Source organism: Delftia sp. ASV31, from assembly GCF_016428765.1.
GTDB lineage: Bacteria > Pseudomonadota > Gammaproteobacteria > Burkholderiales > Burkholderiaceae_C > Comamonas > Comamonas acidovorans.
In genome coordinates this window covers 14862-32437 of record NZ_JAELTK010000074.1, presented here as the reverse complement: position 1 = coordinate 32437, position 17576 = coordinate 14862, and the positions used below count along the sequence as shown (strand labels likewise).

The following is a 17576-nucleotide window of genomic DNA, read 5'->3' as shown; positions in this document are numbered from 1 at the left end:
CAGGTCCAGGCCTGGGTGGCCGGCCCCACGGCCGAGGACCCGGCCTATGCCGAGGAATGCCAGAACCTCGTGGACAGCCTGGGCCTGCAGGCCAACGTCCGCTTTCTGGGCATGCAGAAGGTGGAGGAGCTGCTGCCCAAGGTGGGCGTGGTCGTGCTGTCTTCCATCAGCGAGGCGCTGCCCCTGGTGATCCTTGAAGCCCAGGCCGCAGGCGTGCCCGTGGTCAGCACCGACGTGGGCTCCTGCCGCCAGCTCATCGACGGGCTGGAGCCGCAAGACCGGGCCCTGGGCTCGTGCGGGCGCGTGGTCGGCATTGCCAACCCCGAGGCGCTGGCCGACGCCTGCCTGGAGCTGCTGAGCTCGCCCGCGCAATGGCAGGCCGCCAGCGCGGCCGGGATTGCGCGCGTGGAGCGCTACTACTCCGACCGGCTGCTGTTCGAGCGCTACAGGCAGGTCTACGACAGGGCGCTGCAACAGTCCGAGGAAAAACACTGATGGCCGGCATTGGATTCGAACTGCGCCACCTGCTGCGCAAGAACACGCTGACCAGCGTGCTCCAGGCCTACGCCTATGCAGGCGTCATCGGCTCGGGGCCGTGGGTGTTCTCCATCATCGGCATCCTGCTGGTGGGGGTGTTCAGCGTCAGCGTGGTGGCGCCGCCGCTGCTGGTCACGCAGTTCCAGACCTCGGTGACCTACCTGGTGGCCAGCAGCCTGATCCTGACCGGGGCGGCGCAGCTGGCCTTCACGCGCTTTGTGTCGGACCAGCTGTTCCTCAAGAAGGACGAGAGCATCCTGCCCAACCTGCATGGCCTGCTGCTGGTGGTCGTGGCCACGGCCAGCGCGCTGGGCACGCTGGCGCTGTTCGTGGTGCTGCCGGGCCAGGGCCTGCTGTACCGCGTGCTGATGCTGGCCGGCTTCACGCTGATGTGCGTGGTCTGGGTCATGACCGTGCTGCTGTCGGGCCTCAAGCACTACCGGGCGATTGCGGGACTGTTCGGCGCCACCTACCTGCTCATCGTGCTGCTGGCGCTGCCGCTGCGCTACTGGGGGCTGGAAGGGCTGCTGGCCAGCTTCGTGATCGGCCACGTGCTGCTGCTGGCCGGCATGTGGATGATCGTGCTGCGCAGCTTTCCGCTGCAGCAGCGCTGGATCGCCTTTGACTTCACGCAGCGCTCGCTGATCTTTCCGGCGCTGATCGGCATCGGCGTGCTCTACAACCTGGGCATCTGGATCGACAAGTTCATGTTCTGGTACTACCCGCCGACCTCGCAGCAGATCATCGGCGGACTCAGGGCCTCGCTGATCTACGACCTGCCGGTGTTCCTGTCGTACCTGTCCATCATTCCGGGCATGGCGGTCTTCCTGGTGCGCATCGAGACCGACTTCGTCGAGTACTACGACAAGTTCTTCGACGCCGTGCGCGGCGGCGGATCGCTGGAATACATCGAGTCCATGCGCAACGAGATGGTCTACGCCATCCAGGCAGGCCTGGGCGAGATCGCCAAGGTGCAGACGCTGGCCGTCCTCGTCACCCTGGTGGCCGGGCCGGCCATCCTGCAGTTGCTGGGCATCTCCCAGCTGTACCTGCCGCTGCTGCACGTGCAGGTGGTGGGCGCCGGCTTGCAGGTGGGTGTGATGGCCGTGCTCAACGTGTTCTTCTACCTGGACGAGCGGCGCATCGTGTTCATGCTCTGCCTGCTGCTGGTGGCGCTGAACATCGCCTTCACGGGCATCTCGCTGGCGCTGGGCGCCGCGTTCTATGGCTACGGCTTTTGCCTGGCCATGCTGGTGACGCTGTGCGTGGGGCTGTACCTGCTCTCGCGCGAGCTCAACCGGCTCGAATACAAGACCTTCATGCTGCAGTGACCGGCAGGCATCTCTCGCCATTTGCCGATTTGCACGGTCTTGATCCAGCGTGTTGGCGGGGGGCGCCGGTCTGCGCGACAATACGGGATTCGGCGCCGGCACCCAACCGAGACAAAGGTTCCGCCGAGGAACCATTCATTACAACGATTGCGCACCTTGCGTGCAGCGGCCGCCGCCTTTCGCTTTTTCCACTCCAAAGCTTTAAGCCATGAAAAAACGCACCCTCTTGGCCATGGTGGCCCTGTCTGCACTGCTGGCAGCCTGTGGCAAGAACGAGTCCGCATCGACCGCCGCCGCGCCGGTTGCCGCCCCCGTGCCGGCAGCCATGACCAAGTTGGTGATCGGCCTGGACGACAACTTCCCGCCCATGGGCTTTCGTGACGACAAGAACGAGATCGTCGGCTTCGACATCGACATGGCGCGTGAAGCCGCCAAGCGCATGAACGTGGAAGTGGACTTCAAGCCCATCGACTGGAGCGCCAAGGAGGCCGAACTGGTCGGCAAGCGCGTCGACGCGCTGTGGAACGGCCTGACCATCACCGAAGAGCGCAAGAAGAACATCGCCTTCACCGCGCCCTACATGGAGAACCACCAGATCATCATCGTGCGCGCCAACTCCGACATCAAGGACAAGGCCGGCCTGGCGGGCAAGGTCGTGGGCGCGCAGGATGGCAGCTCGGCCGTGGACGCCATCAAGAAGGACGCCGCCGTGGCCGCCAGCTTCAAGGACCTGAAGACCTTCGGCGACAACATCACCGCGCTGATGGACCTGTCGGCCGGCCGTCTGGACGCCGTCGTGGTCGACGAGGTCGTGGGGCGCTTCCACGTGGCCAAGAAGGCTGGCGAGTACCTGGTGCTCGAGGACAACTTCGGCACCGAGGACTACGGCGTGGGCCTGCGCAAGGAAGACACCGAAGTTCTGGGCAAGCTCGAAGCCGCACTGGCCGAGATGAAGAAGGACGGCAAGGCCGCCGAAATCGCCTCCAAGTGGTTCGGCAAGGACATCATCAAGTAAATCCGGCACACCATGCGACCGGCAAGGCCAGCCTGGCATTGCCGGTCTTTTGCGTTCTGGGACGCACGCGCCCGTGGCTGCCCGGATCCTGCCGATGCCGGCGGGGCCGCGCACCGCACTGAGGCCATTCGATGGAATATGTAATCTCGCTCATGGGGCCGCTGTCCGCCGGCGCCCTGGTCACCCTCAAGCTCTTCGTCATCACCCTGGCGCTGTCCATCCCCCTGGGACTGTCGCTGGCGCTGATGCGCATCTCCCGCTTTCCCGCCCTGAGCCGGCTGGTCGGCGGCTACATCTGGCTGATGCGCGGCACGCCGCTGATGCTGCAGATGCTGTTCATCTACTTCGCGCTGCCCTTCGTGCCCGTGATCGGCGTGCGCCTGCCCGATTTCCCTGCCGCCGTCGTCGCCTTCGCGCTGAACTACGCCGCCTACTTCGCCGAAATCTTCCGCGCGGGCATCCAGTCCGTGGACCGCGGCCAGTACGAGGGCGCCAAGGTGCTGGGCATGAGCTACGGCCAGACCATGCGCCGCATCATCCTGCCGCAGATGTGGGCGCGCATCATCCCGCCCGTGAGCAACGAGACCATCACCCTGGTCAAGGACACCTCGCTCATCTACGTGCTGGCCCTGAATGACCTGCTGCGCGCCGCGCGCGGCATCGTGCAGCGCGACTTCACCATCACGCCCTTCGTGGTGGCCGCAGGCTTCTATCTGGTCATGACTCTCGTGTTGACCTGGATCTTCCAATACCTAGAAAAACGCCATGCAAAGTATGACGCGTGACACGCGGCACCCCCTGAGTCGCTTCGCGCCTTCCCCCTCTCTCGCTACGCGGGAGGGGGACAACACCCTCGCGGCGGGGCGGCCCTTGCTCGGTGTTTCTGTATGGGTTCACGCCCGTTTTCAAGGACAGCGTGTAGTGCGCCGCGCTCTGGATGATTGAAATGAAACCCGAAACAATGATCAGTGCGCAGAACATCTGCAAGGGCTTTGGCGGCGTGCCGGTGCTGCGCGGCGTTTCGCTGGAGCTGGCGCGCGGCGAGGTGGTGGCCGTCATCGGTCCTTCGGGATCGGGCAAGAGCACGTTCCTGCGCTGCCTCAACCACCTGGAAACCATTGACAGCGGACGTGTCGCCGTCGAGGGCGAGGTGCTGGTGGACAGCGGCGCGGACGGCCGTGCCCACTACGTGCCCGAGGCGCAGATCCGCCAGATCGGCCGCAAGATGGGCATGGTGTTCCAGTCCTTCAACCTGTTCCCGCACCTCACGGTGCTGGAGAACATCATCGAGGCGCCGATCGTCGTCAAGGGCCTCAAGCGCGAGCAGATCGTGCCCAAGGCCGAGGCGCTGCTCCACAAGGTGGGCCTGCTGGAAAAGCGCGATGCCTATCCCAACCGACTGTCGGGCGGGCAAAAGCAGCGCGTGGCCATCGCCCGGGCACTGGCCATGGAGCCGGACATCCTGCTGTTCGACGAGCCTACCTCCGCGCTGGACCCGGAGCTGACCGGCGAAGTGCTGCGCACCATGCGCGAGCTGGCCCAGGAGCACATGACCATGCTGGTCGTGACCCACGAGATGGGCTTTGCCCGCGAGGTGGCCAATCGCGTGATCTTCATGGACAAGGGCGAGATCGTCGAGCAAGGCCCGGCGGAAGCCTTTTTTGCAGCGCCGCAGCACGCCCGGACCCAGGCATTTCTGCAGAACATGTTGTAAAAAAACATCTATCCAATTCGGGCTTTCCCCAGGTCTCGAGAGCGTGCGCCGCTTGTGTAGCAAGCGAAGCATGCTCTTTTTTTTATGGCATTTCTGCCATGACATTCCGAGAAACATACACGGATGTATGTTTATCTCGTGGGGTGGTGAGCAGGCAGCAGCGCCTGTCTGCACAATAGCGGCCTTGCCAGCGAACATTTATCGACCGCACCACAGCATGATCCCAACCGCCTCTTTCGTGGAGTTGCGCAACGTCACCTTCGGCTATGGCGAACGTGTGATCCTGCGCGACCTGTCGCTGCAGGTGCCGCGCGGCAAGGTCACGGCCCTGATGGGGGCATCGGGCGGCGGCAAGACCACCGTGCTTCGCCTGATCGGCGGCCAGCAGCATGCCCAGCAGGGGCAGGTGCTGTTCGATGGCAAGGACGTCACCACCATGGACGCCGTAGGCCTGTACGCCGCGCGCCGGCGCATGGGCATGCTGTTCCAGTTCGGCGCGCTGTTCACCGACATGAGCGTGTTCGACAACGTGGCCTTCCCGCTGCGCGAGCACACCGATCTTCCCGACGAACTGGTCCGCGACATCGTGCTCATGAAGCTGCATGCCGTGGGCCTGCGCGGTGCGCGCGACCTCATGCCCAGCGAGATCTCGGGCGGCATGGCCCGCCGCGTGGCGCTGGCGCGGGCCATTGCGCTGGACCCCGAACTGATCATGTACGACGAGCCCTTCGCCGGGCTGGACCCCATCTCCCTGGGCACGGCCGCCCAGCTGATCCGCGAGCTCAACGACGCCATGGGACTGACCTCCATCCTGGTGTCCCATGACGTGGAGGAAACCTTCCACGTGGCCGACCATGTGGTCATCCTGGGCAACGGCGGCGTCGCCGCCCAGGGCTCGCCAGATGAGGTGCGGGCCAATCCCGACCCGCTGGTGCAGCAGTTCATCCACGCACGGGCCACCGGTCCCGTGCCTTTCCACTACCCCGGCGTGAGCGCCGAGGAAGATTTCGGCAACCCCGCAAGCTCCGGCAAGAGCGGCAGGAGGCACGCATGAACCGGCTGCATCCTGCACGCATTGGCGCGGCGGTACGCCAACAGCTGACGCAGCTGGGCATGGGCACGCGCCTGTTCGGCCGCCTGCTCGCCCTCATGGGGCCTGCGCTGGGCCGCCCGCGGCTGATCGGCGACCAGATCCATTTCCTGGGCAACTATTCGCTGGCCATCATTGGCGTGTCCGGCCTGTTCGTGGGTTTCGTGCTGGGCCTGCAGGGTTACTACACGCTGCAGCGCTATGGCTCGGCCGAGGCGCTGGGCCTGCTGGTGGCCCTGTCGCTGGTGCGCGAACTCGGCCCCGTCGTCACGGCGCTGCTGTTTGCCGGCCGTGCCGGCACGGCGCTGACGGCCGAGATCGGCCTGATGAAGGCCGGCGAGCAGTTGTCGGCCATGGAGATGATGGCCGTGGACCCGGTGCGCCGCATCCTGGCGCCGCGCTTCGTGGCGGGCCTGATCGCCATGCCGCTGCTGGCGGCCGTTTTCAGTGCCGTCGGCGTGATCGGCGGCTGGCTGGTGGGCGTGGTCATGATCGGCGTCGATGGCGGCGCCTTCTGGGGCCAGATGCAAAACGGCGTGGACTGGTGGTATGACCTGGGCAACGGCGTTCTCAAGAGCCTGGTGTTCGGCGTGGCGGTGACGTTCATCGCGCTGCTGCAGGGCTATGCAGCCAAGCCCACGCCCGAAGGCGTGTCCCGCGCGACCACGCGCACGGTGGTGATGGCCTCGCTGGCCGTGCTGGGGCTGGACTTCCTGCTCACGGCCACGATGTTCAGCCTTTGACCCGGCACCGGCGCCACCTCTCGCAAATCAAGGAAAAACAAACCATGCAGCAATCCAAGAGTGATGTCTGGGTCGGACTGTTCGTGCTGATCGGCGCTGCGGCGCTGGTGTTCCTGGCGCTGCAGTCGGCCAACCTGCTGAGCCTGAACTTCCAGAAGACCTATACCCTGACCGCGCGCTTCGACAACATCGGCGGACTCAAGCCCAAGGCGGCCGTGCGCAGCGCGGGCGTCGTCGTGGGCCGGGTGGAATCCATCACCTTCGACGACAAGGTCTTTCAGGCCAGCGTGACCATGGCCCTGGAAAACCGCTACGCCTTTCCCAAGGACAGCTCTCTGAAGATCCTGACCAGCGGCCTGCTGGGCGACCAGTACATCGGCATCGAAGCCGGTGCAGATGACCACAATCTCAAGGATGGCGACCGCGTCGTCGCAACCCAGTCGGCCGTTGTGCTGGAAAATCTGATCGGACAGTTCCTCTACGGCAAGGCCGAGCAGGGTGGCAGCTCCGGTGCAGGAGGCAAAGAATGACAACTAACCACCATGAACAGGCGACTGCGGGTCGCCCTGCCGCCCAGGCAGCCTCCTGGCAGCGCGCAGCCATGCTCGGCACGCTGGCCGCCGCTTCGCTGCTCGCCGGCTGCGCCACCGCTCCGGGCGAGGCGCGCAACCCCCAGGATCCGTTCGAGCCGTTCAACCGCAGCATGTACTCGTTCAATGACGGGCTGGACCGCGCCGTCCTGAAGCCGGTGGCCACGGCCTACCGCGATGTCACGCCGCGCCTGGCGCGCGATGGGGTGAGCAACTTCTTCTCCAACCTGAGCGATGCCTGGTCGTTCGTGAACAACGCGCTGCAGGGCCAGGTCGAGGGTGCCTACAACTCCATGGTGCGCTTCTCGGTGAACACGGTCTTCGGCCTGGGCGGACTGCTCGACATCGCCAGCGAGGCCGGCATCGAGCGCCAAAAGCAGGACTTCGGCCAGACGCTGGGCCGCTGGGGCGTGCCCACGGGGCCGTATCTGGTGCTTCCGCTGCTCGGCCCGTCCACGGTGCGTGACACGGCGGCTCTGCCTGTGGATGCCTTGGGCAACCCCCTGACGGCGATCAACGACATCCCGGTGCGCAACAGCCTGTATGTGCTGCGACTGGTGGATACGCGTGCACGCCTGCTCAATGCCTCGGACACGCTGGACTCCGTCGCCCTTGACCGCTACAGCCTGACGCGTGATGTCTACCTTAACCTGCGGCGTGGCAAGTCTGGCGATGACGGCCGCATCGAGGACTACGACGACGATGCCGGCAAACTGCCGCCCGAAGACGGCGCAAAGTAAGCAGTTCGTAACATCCCGAGATGAAAAACGGTCCGCGCCTGACACGGCGCGGCCGGAAAAATGTGCAATATCAACCCGGTCCGGGGCATTGAGGCCCTGCTGGGAAAGGAAGAGTGATGATCAATCGACGTGCCTGGAGCGCTGCCGCGGCAGCCGTGCTGGCCATGGGAACCTGGGGCGCTGCGCTGCCCGTCCACGCGGCCGACGAAACCCCTGATGCGCTGATCAAGCGTGTCTCCACCGACGTGCTGGAAACCATCAAGAAGGACCCCTCGCTGCGTGAGGGCGATGTCTCCAAGGTCAATGCGCTGGTCAATGACAAGGTCATGCCCTATGTGAATTTCCGCCGCATGACCTCGGCTTCGGTGGGCCCGGCCTGGCGCCAGGCCACGCCTGCACAGCGCGAGAAGCTGGAGACCGAGTTCAAGGCCCTGCTGATCCGCACCTACTCCGGCGCGCTGACCCAGGTCAGCAACCAGACCATCAATGTCAAGCCGGTGCGCGCTGCGCCCGGCGACATCGATGTGCTGGTACGCACCGAAGTGCTGGGGCGCGGCGAGCCCGTGCAGCTGGACTACCGGCTCGAGAAGTCCGGCGACGGCTGGAAGATCTACAACCTGAACGTGCTGGGCGTGTGGCTGGTGGAAACCTACCGCAACCAGTTCAGCCAGGAAATCAATGCCCGTGGCATCGACGGCCTGATCGAGACCCTTGCCACGCGCGGCAAGATGCCTGCCACGCCGGCCCCCAAGGGCTGACGGCCATTGACGCGCGCGCCATGCTGCAGCTCCCCCGTGAACTGACCTACCGCCAGGCGCGCAGCTGCCTTGTGCAGCTGCGGCCCCAGGTGCAGGCTTTCGATGGCGCCCAGGTGCGCGTCGATGCCAGCGGCGTCGAGGTCTTCGACTCGGCCGCCCTGGCCGTGCTGCTGGCCTGCCGCCGCACCGCGAAGGCGGCCGACAAGCAATTGGTGGTCGTGGGCCTGCCGCAGGGCCTGCAGTCCATGGCGGCGCTGTACGGCGTCGACGGGCTGCTGACCGACACATCCTCCCTCTCCTGAGCCGGCGCAGCGCGCCGCTGCAAAGAGCCCTGCAAGGCAGGTTTGGCTGCAAGGGCCTAGAATCGCGCCTCGCATGTCTGCCGTCTCATTCCAATCCATCTCCAAGACCTACCAGACCCCCAAGGGGGCCTTCCAGGCGCTCAACCACGTGAGTCTGGACATCGAGGAGGGCGAGTTCTTCGGCCTGCTCGGTCCCAATGGCGCTGGCAAGACCACGATGATCAGCATCCTGGCCGGCCTGTCGCGCGCCACCAGCGGCCGCGTGCTGGTCCAGGGCAGCGACGTGCATGCCGACTACTCGGCTGCCCGGCGCAAGCTGGGCATCGTGCCGCAGGAGCTGGTCTTCGATCCCTTCTTCAACGTGCGCGAGGCGCTGCGCTTTCAGTCCGGCTATTTCGGCGTCAGGAACAATGACGACTGGATCGACGAGCTGCTGCACAGCCTGGGGCTGACCGACAAGGCCAACTCCAACATGCGCCAGCTGTCCGGCGGCATGAAGCGCCGCGTGCTGGTGGCCCAGGCCCTGGTGCACAAGCCGCCCATCATTGTGCTGGACGAGCCCACGGCCGGCGTGGACGTGGAGCTGCGCCAGACGCTGTGGCATTTCATCGCGCGCCTGAACCGCGAAGGCCATACCGTGCTGCTCACCACCCATTACCTGGAAGAGGCCGAGGCGCTGTGCAGCCGCGTGGCCATGCTCAAGCAGGGCAACATCGTCAAGCTCTCGACCATGTCGGATCTGCTCAAGTCCGCCTCCTCCAACGTGCTGCAGTTCAAGACCGATACCGCTTTGCCGCCGGCCCTGGCCGCGCGGGCACGGGTGACCGGCCGCATCGTGCAGATACCCGCCAACGACGCCAGCGATGTGGAGCGCCTGCTCGCCGCGCTGCGCGAGGGCTCCGTCGTCCCCGAGGACGTGGAAATCCGCCGTGCCGATCTGGAGGATGTCTTCATCCACGTGATGAACGAGCAAGGCCAGACCTCGCAGGGAGCTTCGGCATGAACGGCTGGCAGACCCTGCTCAAGAAGGAAGTGCTGCGTTTCTGGAAGGTCAGCTTCCAGACCGTGGCCGCACCCGTGCTCACGGCCGTGCTCTATCTGCTGATCTTCGGCCATGTGCTCGAAGGCCGGGTGCTGGTCTACGACCGCATCAGCTACACGGCCTTCCTGATCCCCGGCCTGGTGATGATGAGCGTGTTGCAGAACGCCTTCGCCAACAGCTCATCGAGCCTGGTGCAGAGCAAGATCATGGGCTCCATGGTCTTCGTGCTGCTCACGCCGCTGTCGCACTGGGCGTGGTTTGGCGCCTACGTGGGCGCTTCGGTGCTGCGCGGGCTGCTGGTGGGCGTGGGCGTTTTCATCGTCACGCTGTACTTCGCCATTCCCGAATTCACGGCGCCGCTGTGGATTCTGGTCTTCGGCCTGCTGGGCGCGGCGCTGCTGGGCACGTTGGGTGTGATTGCCGGCCTGTGGGCGGACAAGTTCGACCAGATGGCGGCCTTCCAGAACTTCCTGATCATGCCCATGACGTTCCTGTCGGGCGTGTTCTATTCCATCCAGTCGCTGCCGCCTTTTTGGCAAAAAGTCAGCCATCTGAACCCGTTCTTCTACATGATCGACGGCTTCCGCTACGGCTTCTTCGGCCAGAGCGACGTGTCGCCCTGGGTCAGCCTGGCCATCGTCGGCTCGGCCTGGCTGGCGGTGAGCGCCCTGGCCGTGCACCTGCTGCGCATCGGCTACAAGATCCGCGGCTGAGGTTTTTCCACAGGCTGCGGCGGGCGCTGTGTCCGCATTGTTGAATCCACCCATGAACAGGCGGCCGGCGCCCGGCGCCGCCGCCAACCAAGGCCATGCCACGATGCATGGCAGGAAAGCTTCCCCCCATGACTGCAGACCAACTCAAGGAACTGATCGCCACCGGCCTGCCTTGCGAACACATTGCGCTGGAAGGTGATGGACGGCACTGGTTTGCCACCATCGTCTCGGCCCAATTCGAGGGCCAGCGACTGCTGCAGCGCCAGCGCCTGGTCTACGCCACGCTGGGCCAGCGCATGCACACCGACGAGGTCCACGCCCTGTCCATGAAGACCTATACGCCCGCCGAGTGGGCTGCCCAGGCCGGCCAGGCCTGAGCCGGCGGTCAGGCACTTCAGACTCCTGCTGCACCGGTTGCCACGGCCCGTGCGGCATCTTCTTTTCCCCGATTTCCAGATTCAAGGCTGTCAGCCATGGACAAACTCCTGATTCGCGGTGGCCGAGCGCTGCATGGCGAGGTGACGGTCTCCGGCGCCAAGAATGCCGCCTTGCCCGAGCTGTGCGCCGCGCTGCTGTCGTCCGAGCCCGTCACCCTGCGCAACGTGCCGCGCCTGCAGGACGTGGCCACCATGCTCAAGCTCATCCGCAACATGGGTGTCAGCGCCGAGCACGATGACAGCGGCACCGTGCGCATCAACGCCGGCTCTCTGTCCAACCCCGAGGCACCCTACGAACTGGTCAAGACCATGCGCGCCTCGGTCCTGGCCCTGGGCCCGCTGCTGGCCCGATTCGGCCAGGCCCGCGTGTCGCTGCCCGGCGGCTGCGCCATCGGCTCGCGCCCCGTGGACCAGCACATCAAGGGCCTGCAGGCCATGGGCGCCGAGATCGTGGTCGAGAACGGCTACATGCACGCGTGCCTGCCCGGGCATCTCAAGCGCCTGCAGGGCGCCCGCATCACCACCGACATGGTGACCGTCACGGGCACCGAGAACTTCCTGATGGCCGCCGTGCTGGCCGAAGGCGAGACCGTGCTGGAAAACGCCGCCATGGAGCCAGAGATCGGCGACCTGGCCGAAATGCTCATCAAGATGGGCGCAAGAATCGAAGGCCATGGCACCGGCCGCATCGTCATCCAGGGCGTGGAGCGCCTGAGCGGCTGCGAGCACCAGGTGGTGGCCGACCGCATCGAGGCCGGCACCTTTCTGTGCGCCGTGGCCGCCACGGGCGGCAATGCGCTGCTGCGCAATGGCCGCGCCGACCATCTGGGCGCCGTCATCGACAAGCTCAAGGATGCGGGCGCCGAGGTGTCCGCCGAGGACGGCGGCATCCGCGTGCGCGCGGCCGGCAAGCTCAAGGCCCAGAGTTTCCGCACCACCGAATACCCGGGCTTTCCCACCGACATGCAGGCGCAGTTCATGGCGCTGAACCTGGTGGCCGAAGGCTGCAGCATGGTCACCGAGACCATCTTCGAGAACCGCTTCATGCACGTGGACGAAATGCTGCGCCTGGGCGCGCAGATCACCACCGACGGGCGCGTTGCCACCATCACCGGCAGCCAGTCGCTGTCGGGCGCGGCCGTCATGGCCACCGACCTGCGCGCTTCGGCCAGCCTGGTCATCGCCGGCCTCGTGGCCAAGGGCGAGACCCTGGTAGATCGCATCTATCATCTGGACCGCGGCTACGATCGCATGGAAGACAAGCTGCGCGGCCTGGGTGCCGACATCGAAAGAGTTTCCCAATGACCATCACGATTGCCCTGTCCAAGGGCCGCATCTACGACGAAACCGTGCCGCTGCTGGCCGCTGCCGGCATCTCGGTCAGCGAAGACATTGAAAAGTCGCGCAAGCTGATCTTCGAGACCAACAAGAGCGACGTGCGCGTGGTGCTGGTGCGCGCCTCCGACGTGCCGGTGTATGTGCAGTACGGCGGCGCCGATCTCGGCGTGGCCGGCCTGGACTCGCTGATCGAGCATGGCGCCCAGGGCTTGTACCAGCCCCTGGACCTGAAGATCGCGCGCTGCCGCGTCAGCGTGGCCGTGCGCAACGGCTTCGACTATGCGCTGGCCGTCAAGCAGGGCGCCCGCCTGCGCATCGCCACCAAGTACCCCGAGATCGCGCGCAACTTCTTTGCCACCAAGGGCGTGCACGTGGACATGGTCAAGCTCTACGGCTCCATGGAGCTGGCCCCGCTGACCGGCATGGCCGACGCCATCGTCGACTTGGTGTCCACCGGCAACACGCTCAAGGCCAATGATCTGGTCGAGGTCGAGCCCATCATGGAGATCAGCTCGCGCCTGGTGGTCAACCAGGCGGCGCTCAAGCTCAAGCGCGAGCCGCTGCGCCACATCATCGATGCCTTCGCCGAGGCGGTAAATGGCCCCAGGGGCTGAGCCCGGCGATCCGGCGAAGGAGGCGCTTGCGCTGTGTTTCGCAGCGCATGGCCTGCCCTGCGAGGAATACAACGGCTGGCTGCTGCCTGGCGGCCAGGCACCGGGCGTGCTGGCCGATTGGCGCGGCGCCTACCCCAGCCATCCCCTGGTCGGTTCCCTGGCCGTGGTGGTCCGCCTGCCGGACCGGCGCGAGATCATCGAGAATTTCACGGGCCTGGGCGAAGGACTGCAGGGAATGCACGACGCATTCGGCCACTTCGCTGTCAGCGACCTGCATGTGATGCTCTCCGCCCTGTGGACGGCGCGCGATGAGGATGCCGTGCCAGCCGAGGCCTGGCAGGTCCAGGGCAGGCACTGGCAGGCCTATCCGGGTCCCTGGCATCTTCGCAACGATGCCCCGCTGCCAGAAGGCATCACTGAGCGCCTGCGGGCCTTGATCGAGGCCGAGGCGCTGGACAAGGACGAGGATCTGCACTGGTTCCGCTTCTTTGTCGGGCAGAACAATGGTGATTTCACCATTGAAGCGCTCAAGGACAATCAGAAGTGGCTCAGCGCTGAGGCCCTGCTGCGCGACCAGGACTGGCCCCTGCGCGACGGCTACTACGGCGCGCGCCTGTTCTTGATACTGAAGCACGGCTGCGAGACGGCCTGCTAGACCCCAAGGAAACCACAATGGAATATGTAGCTGCCCCTGCCCGCCTGTCGACTGCGGACGCCAACTTCGAACACGATTTTGCGCAGCGCCTGCATTGGTCGGCAGACACGGACGCGGCCATTGAGCAGCGTGTGGCCGACATCCTGGCCGATGTGCAAAAGCGTGGCGATGCGGCCGTGCTGGAGTACACGGCGCGCTTCGACGGATTGCAGGTGGACGGCATGGCAGCGCTGGAGCTGACGCAGGCCGAGCTCAAGGCCGCCTTCGACAGCCTGGGTGACGAGCAGCGCGATGCGCTGACGGCCGCCGCCCAGCGCGTGCGCACCTACCACGAGGCACAAAAGCGCGCCAGCGGCGAGAGCTGGAGCTACCGTGACGCCGATGGCACCCTGCTGGGCCAGAAGGTCACACCGCTGGACCGCGTGGGCATCTATGTGCCCGGCGGCAAGGCGGCCTATCCGTCCAGCGTGCTGATGAATGCCATTCCCGCCCACGTGGCTGGCGTGCAGGAAATCATCATGGTCGTGCCCACGCCGCGTGGCGAGAAGAATGCCCTGGTGCTGGCCGCCGCCTATGTGGCCGGCGTCACGCGCGGCTTCACCATCGGCGGTGCCCAGGCCGTGGCGGCCCTGGCCTACGGCACGGCCACCATTCCGAAGGTGGACAAGATCACCGGCCCCGGCAATGCCTATGTGGCCAGCGCCAAGAAGCGTGTGTTCGGCACCGTGGGCATCGACATGATTGCCGGCCCCAGTGAAATCCTGGTGCTGGCCGACGGCAGCACGCCGCCCGACTGGGTGGCCATGGACCTGTTCAGCCAGGCCGAGCATGACGAGCTGGCGCAAAGCATCCTGCTGTGCCCCGATGCCGACTACATCGCCGCTGTCCAGCGCGAGATCGACCGCCTGCTGCCCGAGATGCCGCGACGCGCCATCATCGCCAAGAGCCTGAGCGACCGGGGTGCCCTCATCCTCACGCGCGACATGCAGGAGGCCTGCGCCATCAGCAACCGCATCGCGCCCGAGCACCTGGAAGTCTCCAGCAACGATCCCCACCAGTGGGAGCCGCTGCTGCGCCATGCAGGCGCCATCTTCCTGGGGGCCTACACCAGCGAGAGCCTGGGCGACTACTGCGCCGGCCCCAACCATGTGCTGCCCACCAGCGGCACGGCGCGCTTTTCCTCGCCGCTGGGGGTCTATGACTTCCAGAAGCGGTCCAGCCTCATCGAGGTCAGCGAGCAGGGCGCCCAGACCCTGGGCCGCATCGCCTCGGTGCTGGCGCATGGCGAAGGCCTGCAAGGCCATGCGCGTGCGGCCGAAATGCGTTTGAAGTAGACACTCGCTTCCTGTTGGAAGAAGGCGCCGTCACCGAAAGGGGCGGCGCTTTTTGCTGCCTGAACGCTAGAGCAAACGTGTCAAGAATTGACACGAAATCAGTGGAGCACGAATTTCGTGTAGACTTGCGCCCTGTGAAGAACCTCACCATCACCGTCGAAGACAGCGTACTCGAATGGGCACGCATCGAGGCCGCGCGCCGCGGCACCAGCGTCTCGCGCATGGTGGGCGACTTCATGGCCGAGATGCAGCGCCGCGAGGATGCCTACGAGCGCGCCTACTTGGCCTGGCGCACCGACGAGCGCGGCTGGGACGGCGGCCAGCCGTCATCCGCACAGCCCGCCCAGCGCAGTGCCGCGCTGCGCCGCGAGGGCCAGGCATGAACACCGTCTTCGTCGATACCTCCGTGCTGGTCGCTGCCGAAGACACGGGGCAGGGCGCCTTGCATGCCGCCGTGCTGCAGTGGCTGGACCTGCTGTGGCGCACGCGCAGCGGGCGCACCGGCAGCCAGTCGCTGTGCGAGTTCTATGAACAGGTCACCACGGCCGCGCAGCCTTTGCCGCAGGGCGATGCGCGCGCCGCCATCCGCCGCTACCAGACCTGGACGCCCTGGAAGACCGATGCCGCCACGCTGGAGACCGCCTGGGCCGTGCAATCGCGCCACCAGCTGGCCTTTGGCGACTGCCTGGCCGTGGCCTGCGCCCAGCACAGCGGCTGCGAGCAGATGCTGACCCTGCACCTGCCGCACGGCGCCCAGTTTGGCGGCGTCGCCATGGTGCACCCGCTGCACCAGGCGCCGCCGCAGCAGCAGGCCTGAGCGGCTTCGCTGATGGATTTCTTCCCCCACTGACTCGTGAAAGTGTGCATGCCATGACAGCTTCCATTCCGCAGGTTCAGGCCCTGGCCCTGGAGCGCATCCGCGCCGATGTCCGCTCCATGCATGCCTACCATGTGCAGCCCTCGCAAGGCCTGCTCAAGATGGACACGATGGAGAACCCCTTCCGCCTGCCCCCTGAATTGCAGGCCGCGCTGGGCGAGCGCCTGGGTCGGCTGGAGATCAACCGCTACCCTGGCGAGCGCCAGGAAGTGCTCAAGGACATGCTGGCCCGCTACGCGCAGGCGCCGGCCGGCAGCGCCGTGCTGCTGGGCAACGGCTCGGACGAGATCATCACGCTGCTGGCCCTGGCCTGTGCCCAGCCCCACGCCGAGGGCCGCGCCACCATGCTGGCGCCCATGCCGGGCTTCGTCATGTACCCCATGAGCGCCAGGCTGCAGGGCCTGGACTTTGTGGGCGTCAATCTGACGGCCGACTTCGAGCTGGACGTGTCCGCCATGCGCGCCGCCATTGCCGAGCACCGCCCCGCCATCACCTATATCGCCTATCCAAACAATCCCACGGCCACGCTCTGGGTCGAGGCCGATGTGCAGGCCGTGATCGACGCGGTCGGCGCCATTGGCGGCCTGGTCGTCATGGACGAGGCCTACCAGCCCTTCGCCCGCCGCAGCTGGGCAGAGAACATGCGCGCCGACCCGGCCCGCAACGCCCATGTGCTGCTGATGCGCACGCTCAGCAAGTTCGGCCTGGCCGGTGCGCGCCTGGGCTACCTGATCGGCCCGGCCGCGATCGTCGGCGAGATCGACAAGGTGCGCCCGCCCTACAACATCAGCGTGCTCAACTGCGAGACGGCCATCTTCGCGCTGGAGCACGAGGCGCTGTATGCGCAGCAGGCCGTGGCCATCCGCGCCGAGCGCCAGCCGCTGATCGATGCGCTGGCCACGCTGCCGGGTGTGGAAAAGATCTGGCCGTCCGAGGCCAACATGGTCTTGCTGCGCGTGCGCGATGCCGCGCGCGCCCAGGCCGAGATGAAGGTCCGGGGCGTGCTGGTGAAGAATGTCTCTGCCATGCACCCGCTGCTGGCCAACTGCCTGCGACTGACCGTGGGCACCCACGAAGAAAACGCCCAGATGCTGGCGGCCCTGAAGGAATCCCTATGAGCAATGCAGCTCCCGCACGCACCGCCGAAGTGCAGCGCAACACCGCCGAGACCCGGATCAAGGTCGCCATCAACCTGGACGGCACGGGCAAGGCCAGCCTGCGCTCGGGCATCGGCTTTCTGGACCACATGCTCGACCAGATCGCGCGCCATGGCCTGATCGACCTCGATATCGACTGCGAGGGCGACCTGCACATCGACGGCCACCACACGGTGGAGGACATCGGCATCACCCTGGGCCAGGCCTTTGCCAAGGCCGTGGGCGACAAGAAGGGCATCCGCCGCTACGGCCATGCCTATGTGCCGCTGGACGAGGCCCTGAGCCGCGTGGTCATCGATTTCTCGGGCCGCCCGGGCCTGCACATGGACGTGAAATTCACGGCCGGCAGCATCGGCCAGCTTGACACCCAGCTGGTCTACGAATTCTTCCAGGGCTTCGTCAACCATGCGGGTGTGACCATGCACATCGACAATCTCAAGGGCTTCAACGCCCACCACCAGTGCGAGACCATCTTCAAGGCCTTTGCACGCGCCCTGCGCTTTGCGCTGGAGCATGACGAGCGCATGGCCGGCGTCATCCCCTCGACCAAGGGCGCTCTGTAAAGAGAAGCGATTGACTCCGGCCAGAG

General features: G+C 65.9%; 22 protein-coding genes. All 22 read left to right on the top strand.

The genetic code is table 11. The annotated features are described in order from the left end of the window. On the top strand, window positions 1-495 hold a 495-nt coding region (gene pelF / locus JHD82_RS22300; protein ID WP_199138848.1), incomplete at its 5' end, for a GT4 family glycosyltransferase PelF. Beyond that, window positions 495-1868, top strand: coding sequence for an exopolysaccharide Pel transporter PelG (pelG, locus tag JHD82_RS22295; RefSeq protein WP_012207338.1), 1374 nt, complete (start codon window positions 495-497; stop codon window positions 1866-1868). The genes pelF and pelG, both read left to right, overlap by 1 nt. A gap of 208 nt (window positions 1869-2076) precedes the next feature. Further along, on the top strand, window positions 2077-2883 hold the full coding sequence (locus JHD82_RS22290; RefSeq protein ID WP_012207337.1) for an amino acid ABC transporter substrate-binding protein: 807 nt from the start codon (window positions 2077-2079) through the stop codon (window positions 2881-2883). 131 nt (window positions 2884-3014) lie between these two features. Continuing rightward, window positions 3015-3668 carry an amino acid ABC transporter permease gene (locus JHD82_RS22285; protein WP_012207336.1) on the top strand — a complete coding sequence of 218 codons (654 nt, stop codon included), beginning with the start codon at window positions 3015-3017 and terminating at the stop codon, window positions 3666-3668. Between the two features lie 176 nt (window positions 3669-3844). Next, complete coding sequence (locus tag JHD82_RS22280; protein WP_034347627.1) at window positions 3845-4597, top strand: amino acid ABC transporter ATP-binding protein; 753 nt, start codon at window positions 3845-3847, stop codon at window positions 4595-4597. A gap of 217 nt (window positions 4598-4814) precedes the next feature. Beyond that, window positions 4815-5651, top strand: a complete 837-nt coding sequence (locus tag JHD82_RS22275; protein ID WP_199138846.1) for an ABC transporter ATP-binding protein — start codon at window positions 4815-4817, stop codon at window positions 5649-5651. Then, window positions 5648-6430, top strand: a complete 783-nt coding sequence (mlaE, locus tag JHD82_RS22270; RefSeq protein ID WP_012207333.1) for a lipid asymmetry maintenance ABC transporter permease subunit MlaE — start codon at window positions 5648-5650, stop codon at window positions 6428-6430. Before JHD82_RS22275 ends, mlaE begins: the two co-directional genes overlap by 4 nt. Window positions 6431-6474: 44 nt before the next feature. Then, window positions 6475-6960, top strand: coding sequence for an outer membrane lipid asymmetry maintenance protein MlaD (gene mlaD, locus JHD82_RS22265; RefSeq protein ID WP_012207332.1), 486 nt, complete (start codon window positions 6475-6477; stop codon window positions 6958-6960). Further along, the gene (locus JHD82_RS22260) at window positions 6957-7760 is read left to right on the top strand and encodes a VacJ family lipoprotein (RefSeq protein WP_199138844.1); all 804 of its coding nucleotides are present in this window, start codon (window positions 6957-6959) and stop codon (window positions 7758-7760) included. The genes mlaD and JHD82_RS22260 overlap by 4 nt, the downstream gene beginning before the upstream one ends. A gap of 116 nt (window positions 7761-7876) precedes the next feature. Continuing rightward, window positions 7877-8518, top strand: coding sequence for a phospholipid-binding protein MlaC (locus JHD82_RS22255; protein ID WP_199138842.1), 642 nt, complete (start codon window positions 7877-7879; stop codon window positions 8516-8518). 20 nt (window positions 8519-8538) lie between these two features. Further along, window positions 8539-8820: a lipid asymmetry maintenance protein MlaB gene (locus JHD82_RS22250; protein WP_199138840.1), complete on the top strand. Its 282-nt coding sequence runs from the start codon at window positions 8539-8541 to the stop codon at window positions 8818-8820. Between the two features lie 73 nt (window positions 8821-8893). Further along, window positions 8894-9823: an ABC transporter ATP-binding protein gene (locus JHD82_RS22245; protein ID WP_013800798.1), complete on the top strand. Its 930-nt coding sequence runs from the start codon at window positions 8894-8896 to the stop codon at window positions 9821-9823. After that, complete coding sequence (locus JHD82_RS22240; RefSeq protein ID WP_012207327.1) at window positions 9820-10575, top strand: ABC transporter permease; 756 nt, start codon at window positions 9820-9822, stop codon at window positions 10573-10575. Before JHD82_RS22245 ends, JHD82_RS22240 begins: the two co-directional genes overlap by 4 nt. Before the next feature lie 128 nt (window positions 10576-10703). Next, the gene (locus JHD82_RS22235) at window positions 10704-10952 is read left to right on the top strand and encodes a BolA family protein (RefSeq protein WP_012207326.1); all 249 of its coding nucleotides are present in this window, start codon (window positions 10704-10706) and stop codon (window positions 10950-10952) included. A 96-nt stretch (window positions 10953-11048) separates the two neighbouring features. Beyond that, on the top strand, window positions 11049-12317 hold the full coding sequence (murA, locus tag JHD82_RS22230) for a UDP-N-acetylglucosamine 1-carboxyvinyltransferase (RefSeq protein ID WP_199138838.1): 1269 nt from the start codon (window positions 11049-11051) through the stop codon (window positions 12315-12317). Continuing rightward, complete coding sequence (hisG, locus tag JHD82_RS22225) at window positions 12314-12964, top strand: ATP phosphoribosyltransferase (RefSeq protein WP_012207324.1); 651 nt, start codon at window positions 12314-12316, stop codon at window positions 12962-12964. Before murA ends, hisG begins: the two co-directional genes overlap by 4 nt. Next, window positions 12948-13619, top strand: a complete 672-nt coding sequence (locus JHD82_RS22220) for a DUF6348 family protein (RefSeq protein ID WP_199138836.1) — start codon at window positions 12948-12950, stop codon at window positions 13617-13619. Before hisG ends, JHD82_RS22220 begins: the two co-directional genes overlap by 17 nt. A gap of 17 nt (window positions 13620-13636) precedes the next feature. Beyond that, window positions 13637-14953: a histidinol dehydrogenase gene (gene hisD / locus JHD82_RS22215; RefSeq protein ID WP_013800800.1), complete on the top strand. Its 1317-nt coding sequence runs from the start codon at window positions 13637-13639 to the stop codon at window positions 14951-14953. Between the two features lie 134 nt (window positions 14954-15087). Continuing rightward, window positions 15088-15336, top strand: coding sequence for a DUF6364 family protein (locus tag JHD82_RS22210; protein WP_043782827.1), 249 nt, complete (start codon window positions 15088-15090; stop codon window positions 15334-15336). Next, window positions 15333-15770, top strand: coding sequence for a PIN domain-containing protein (locus tag JHD82_RS22205; RefSeq protein ID WP_016445586.1), 438 nt, complete (start codon window positions 15333-15335; stop codon window positions 15768-15770). The genes JHD82_RS22210 and JHD82_RS22205 overlap by 4 nt, the downstream gene beginning before the upstream one ends. 53 nt (window positions 15771-15823) lie before the next feature. Next, window positions 15824-16948, top strand: coding sequence for a histidinol-phosphate transaminase (gene hisC, locus JHD82_RS22200; RefSeq protein ID WP_199138834.1), 1125 nt, complete (start codon window positions 15824-15826; stop codon window positions 16946-16948). Further along, complete coding sequence (hisB, locus tag JHD82_RS22195) at window positions 16945-17550, top strand: imidazoleglycerol-phosphate dehydratase HisB (RefSeq protein WP_012207318.1); 606 nt, start codon at window positions 16945-16947, stop codon at window positions 17548-17550. The genes hisC and hisB overlap by 4 nt, the downstream gene beginning before the upstream one ends. Window positions 17551-17576: the final 26 nt, after the last annotated feature.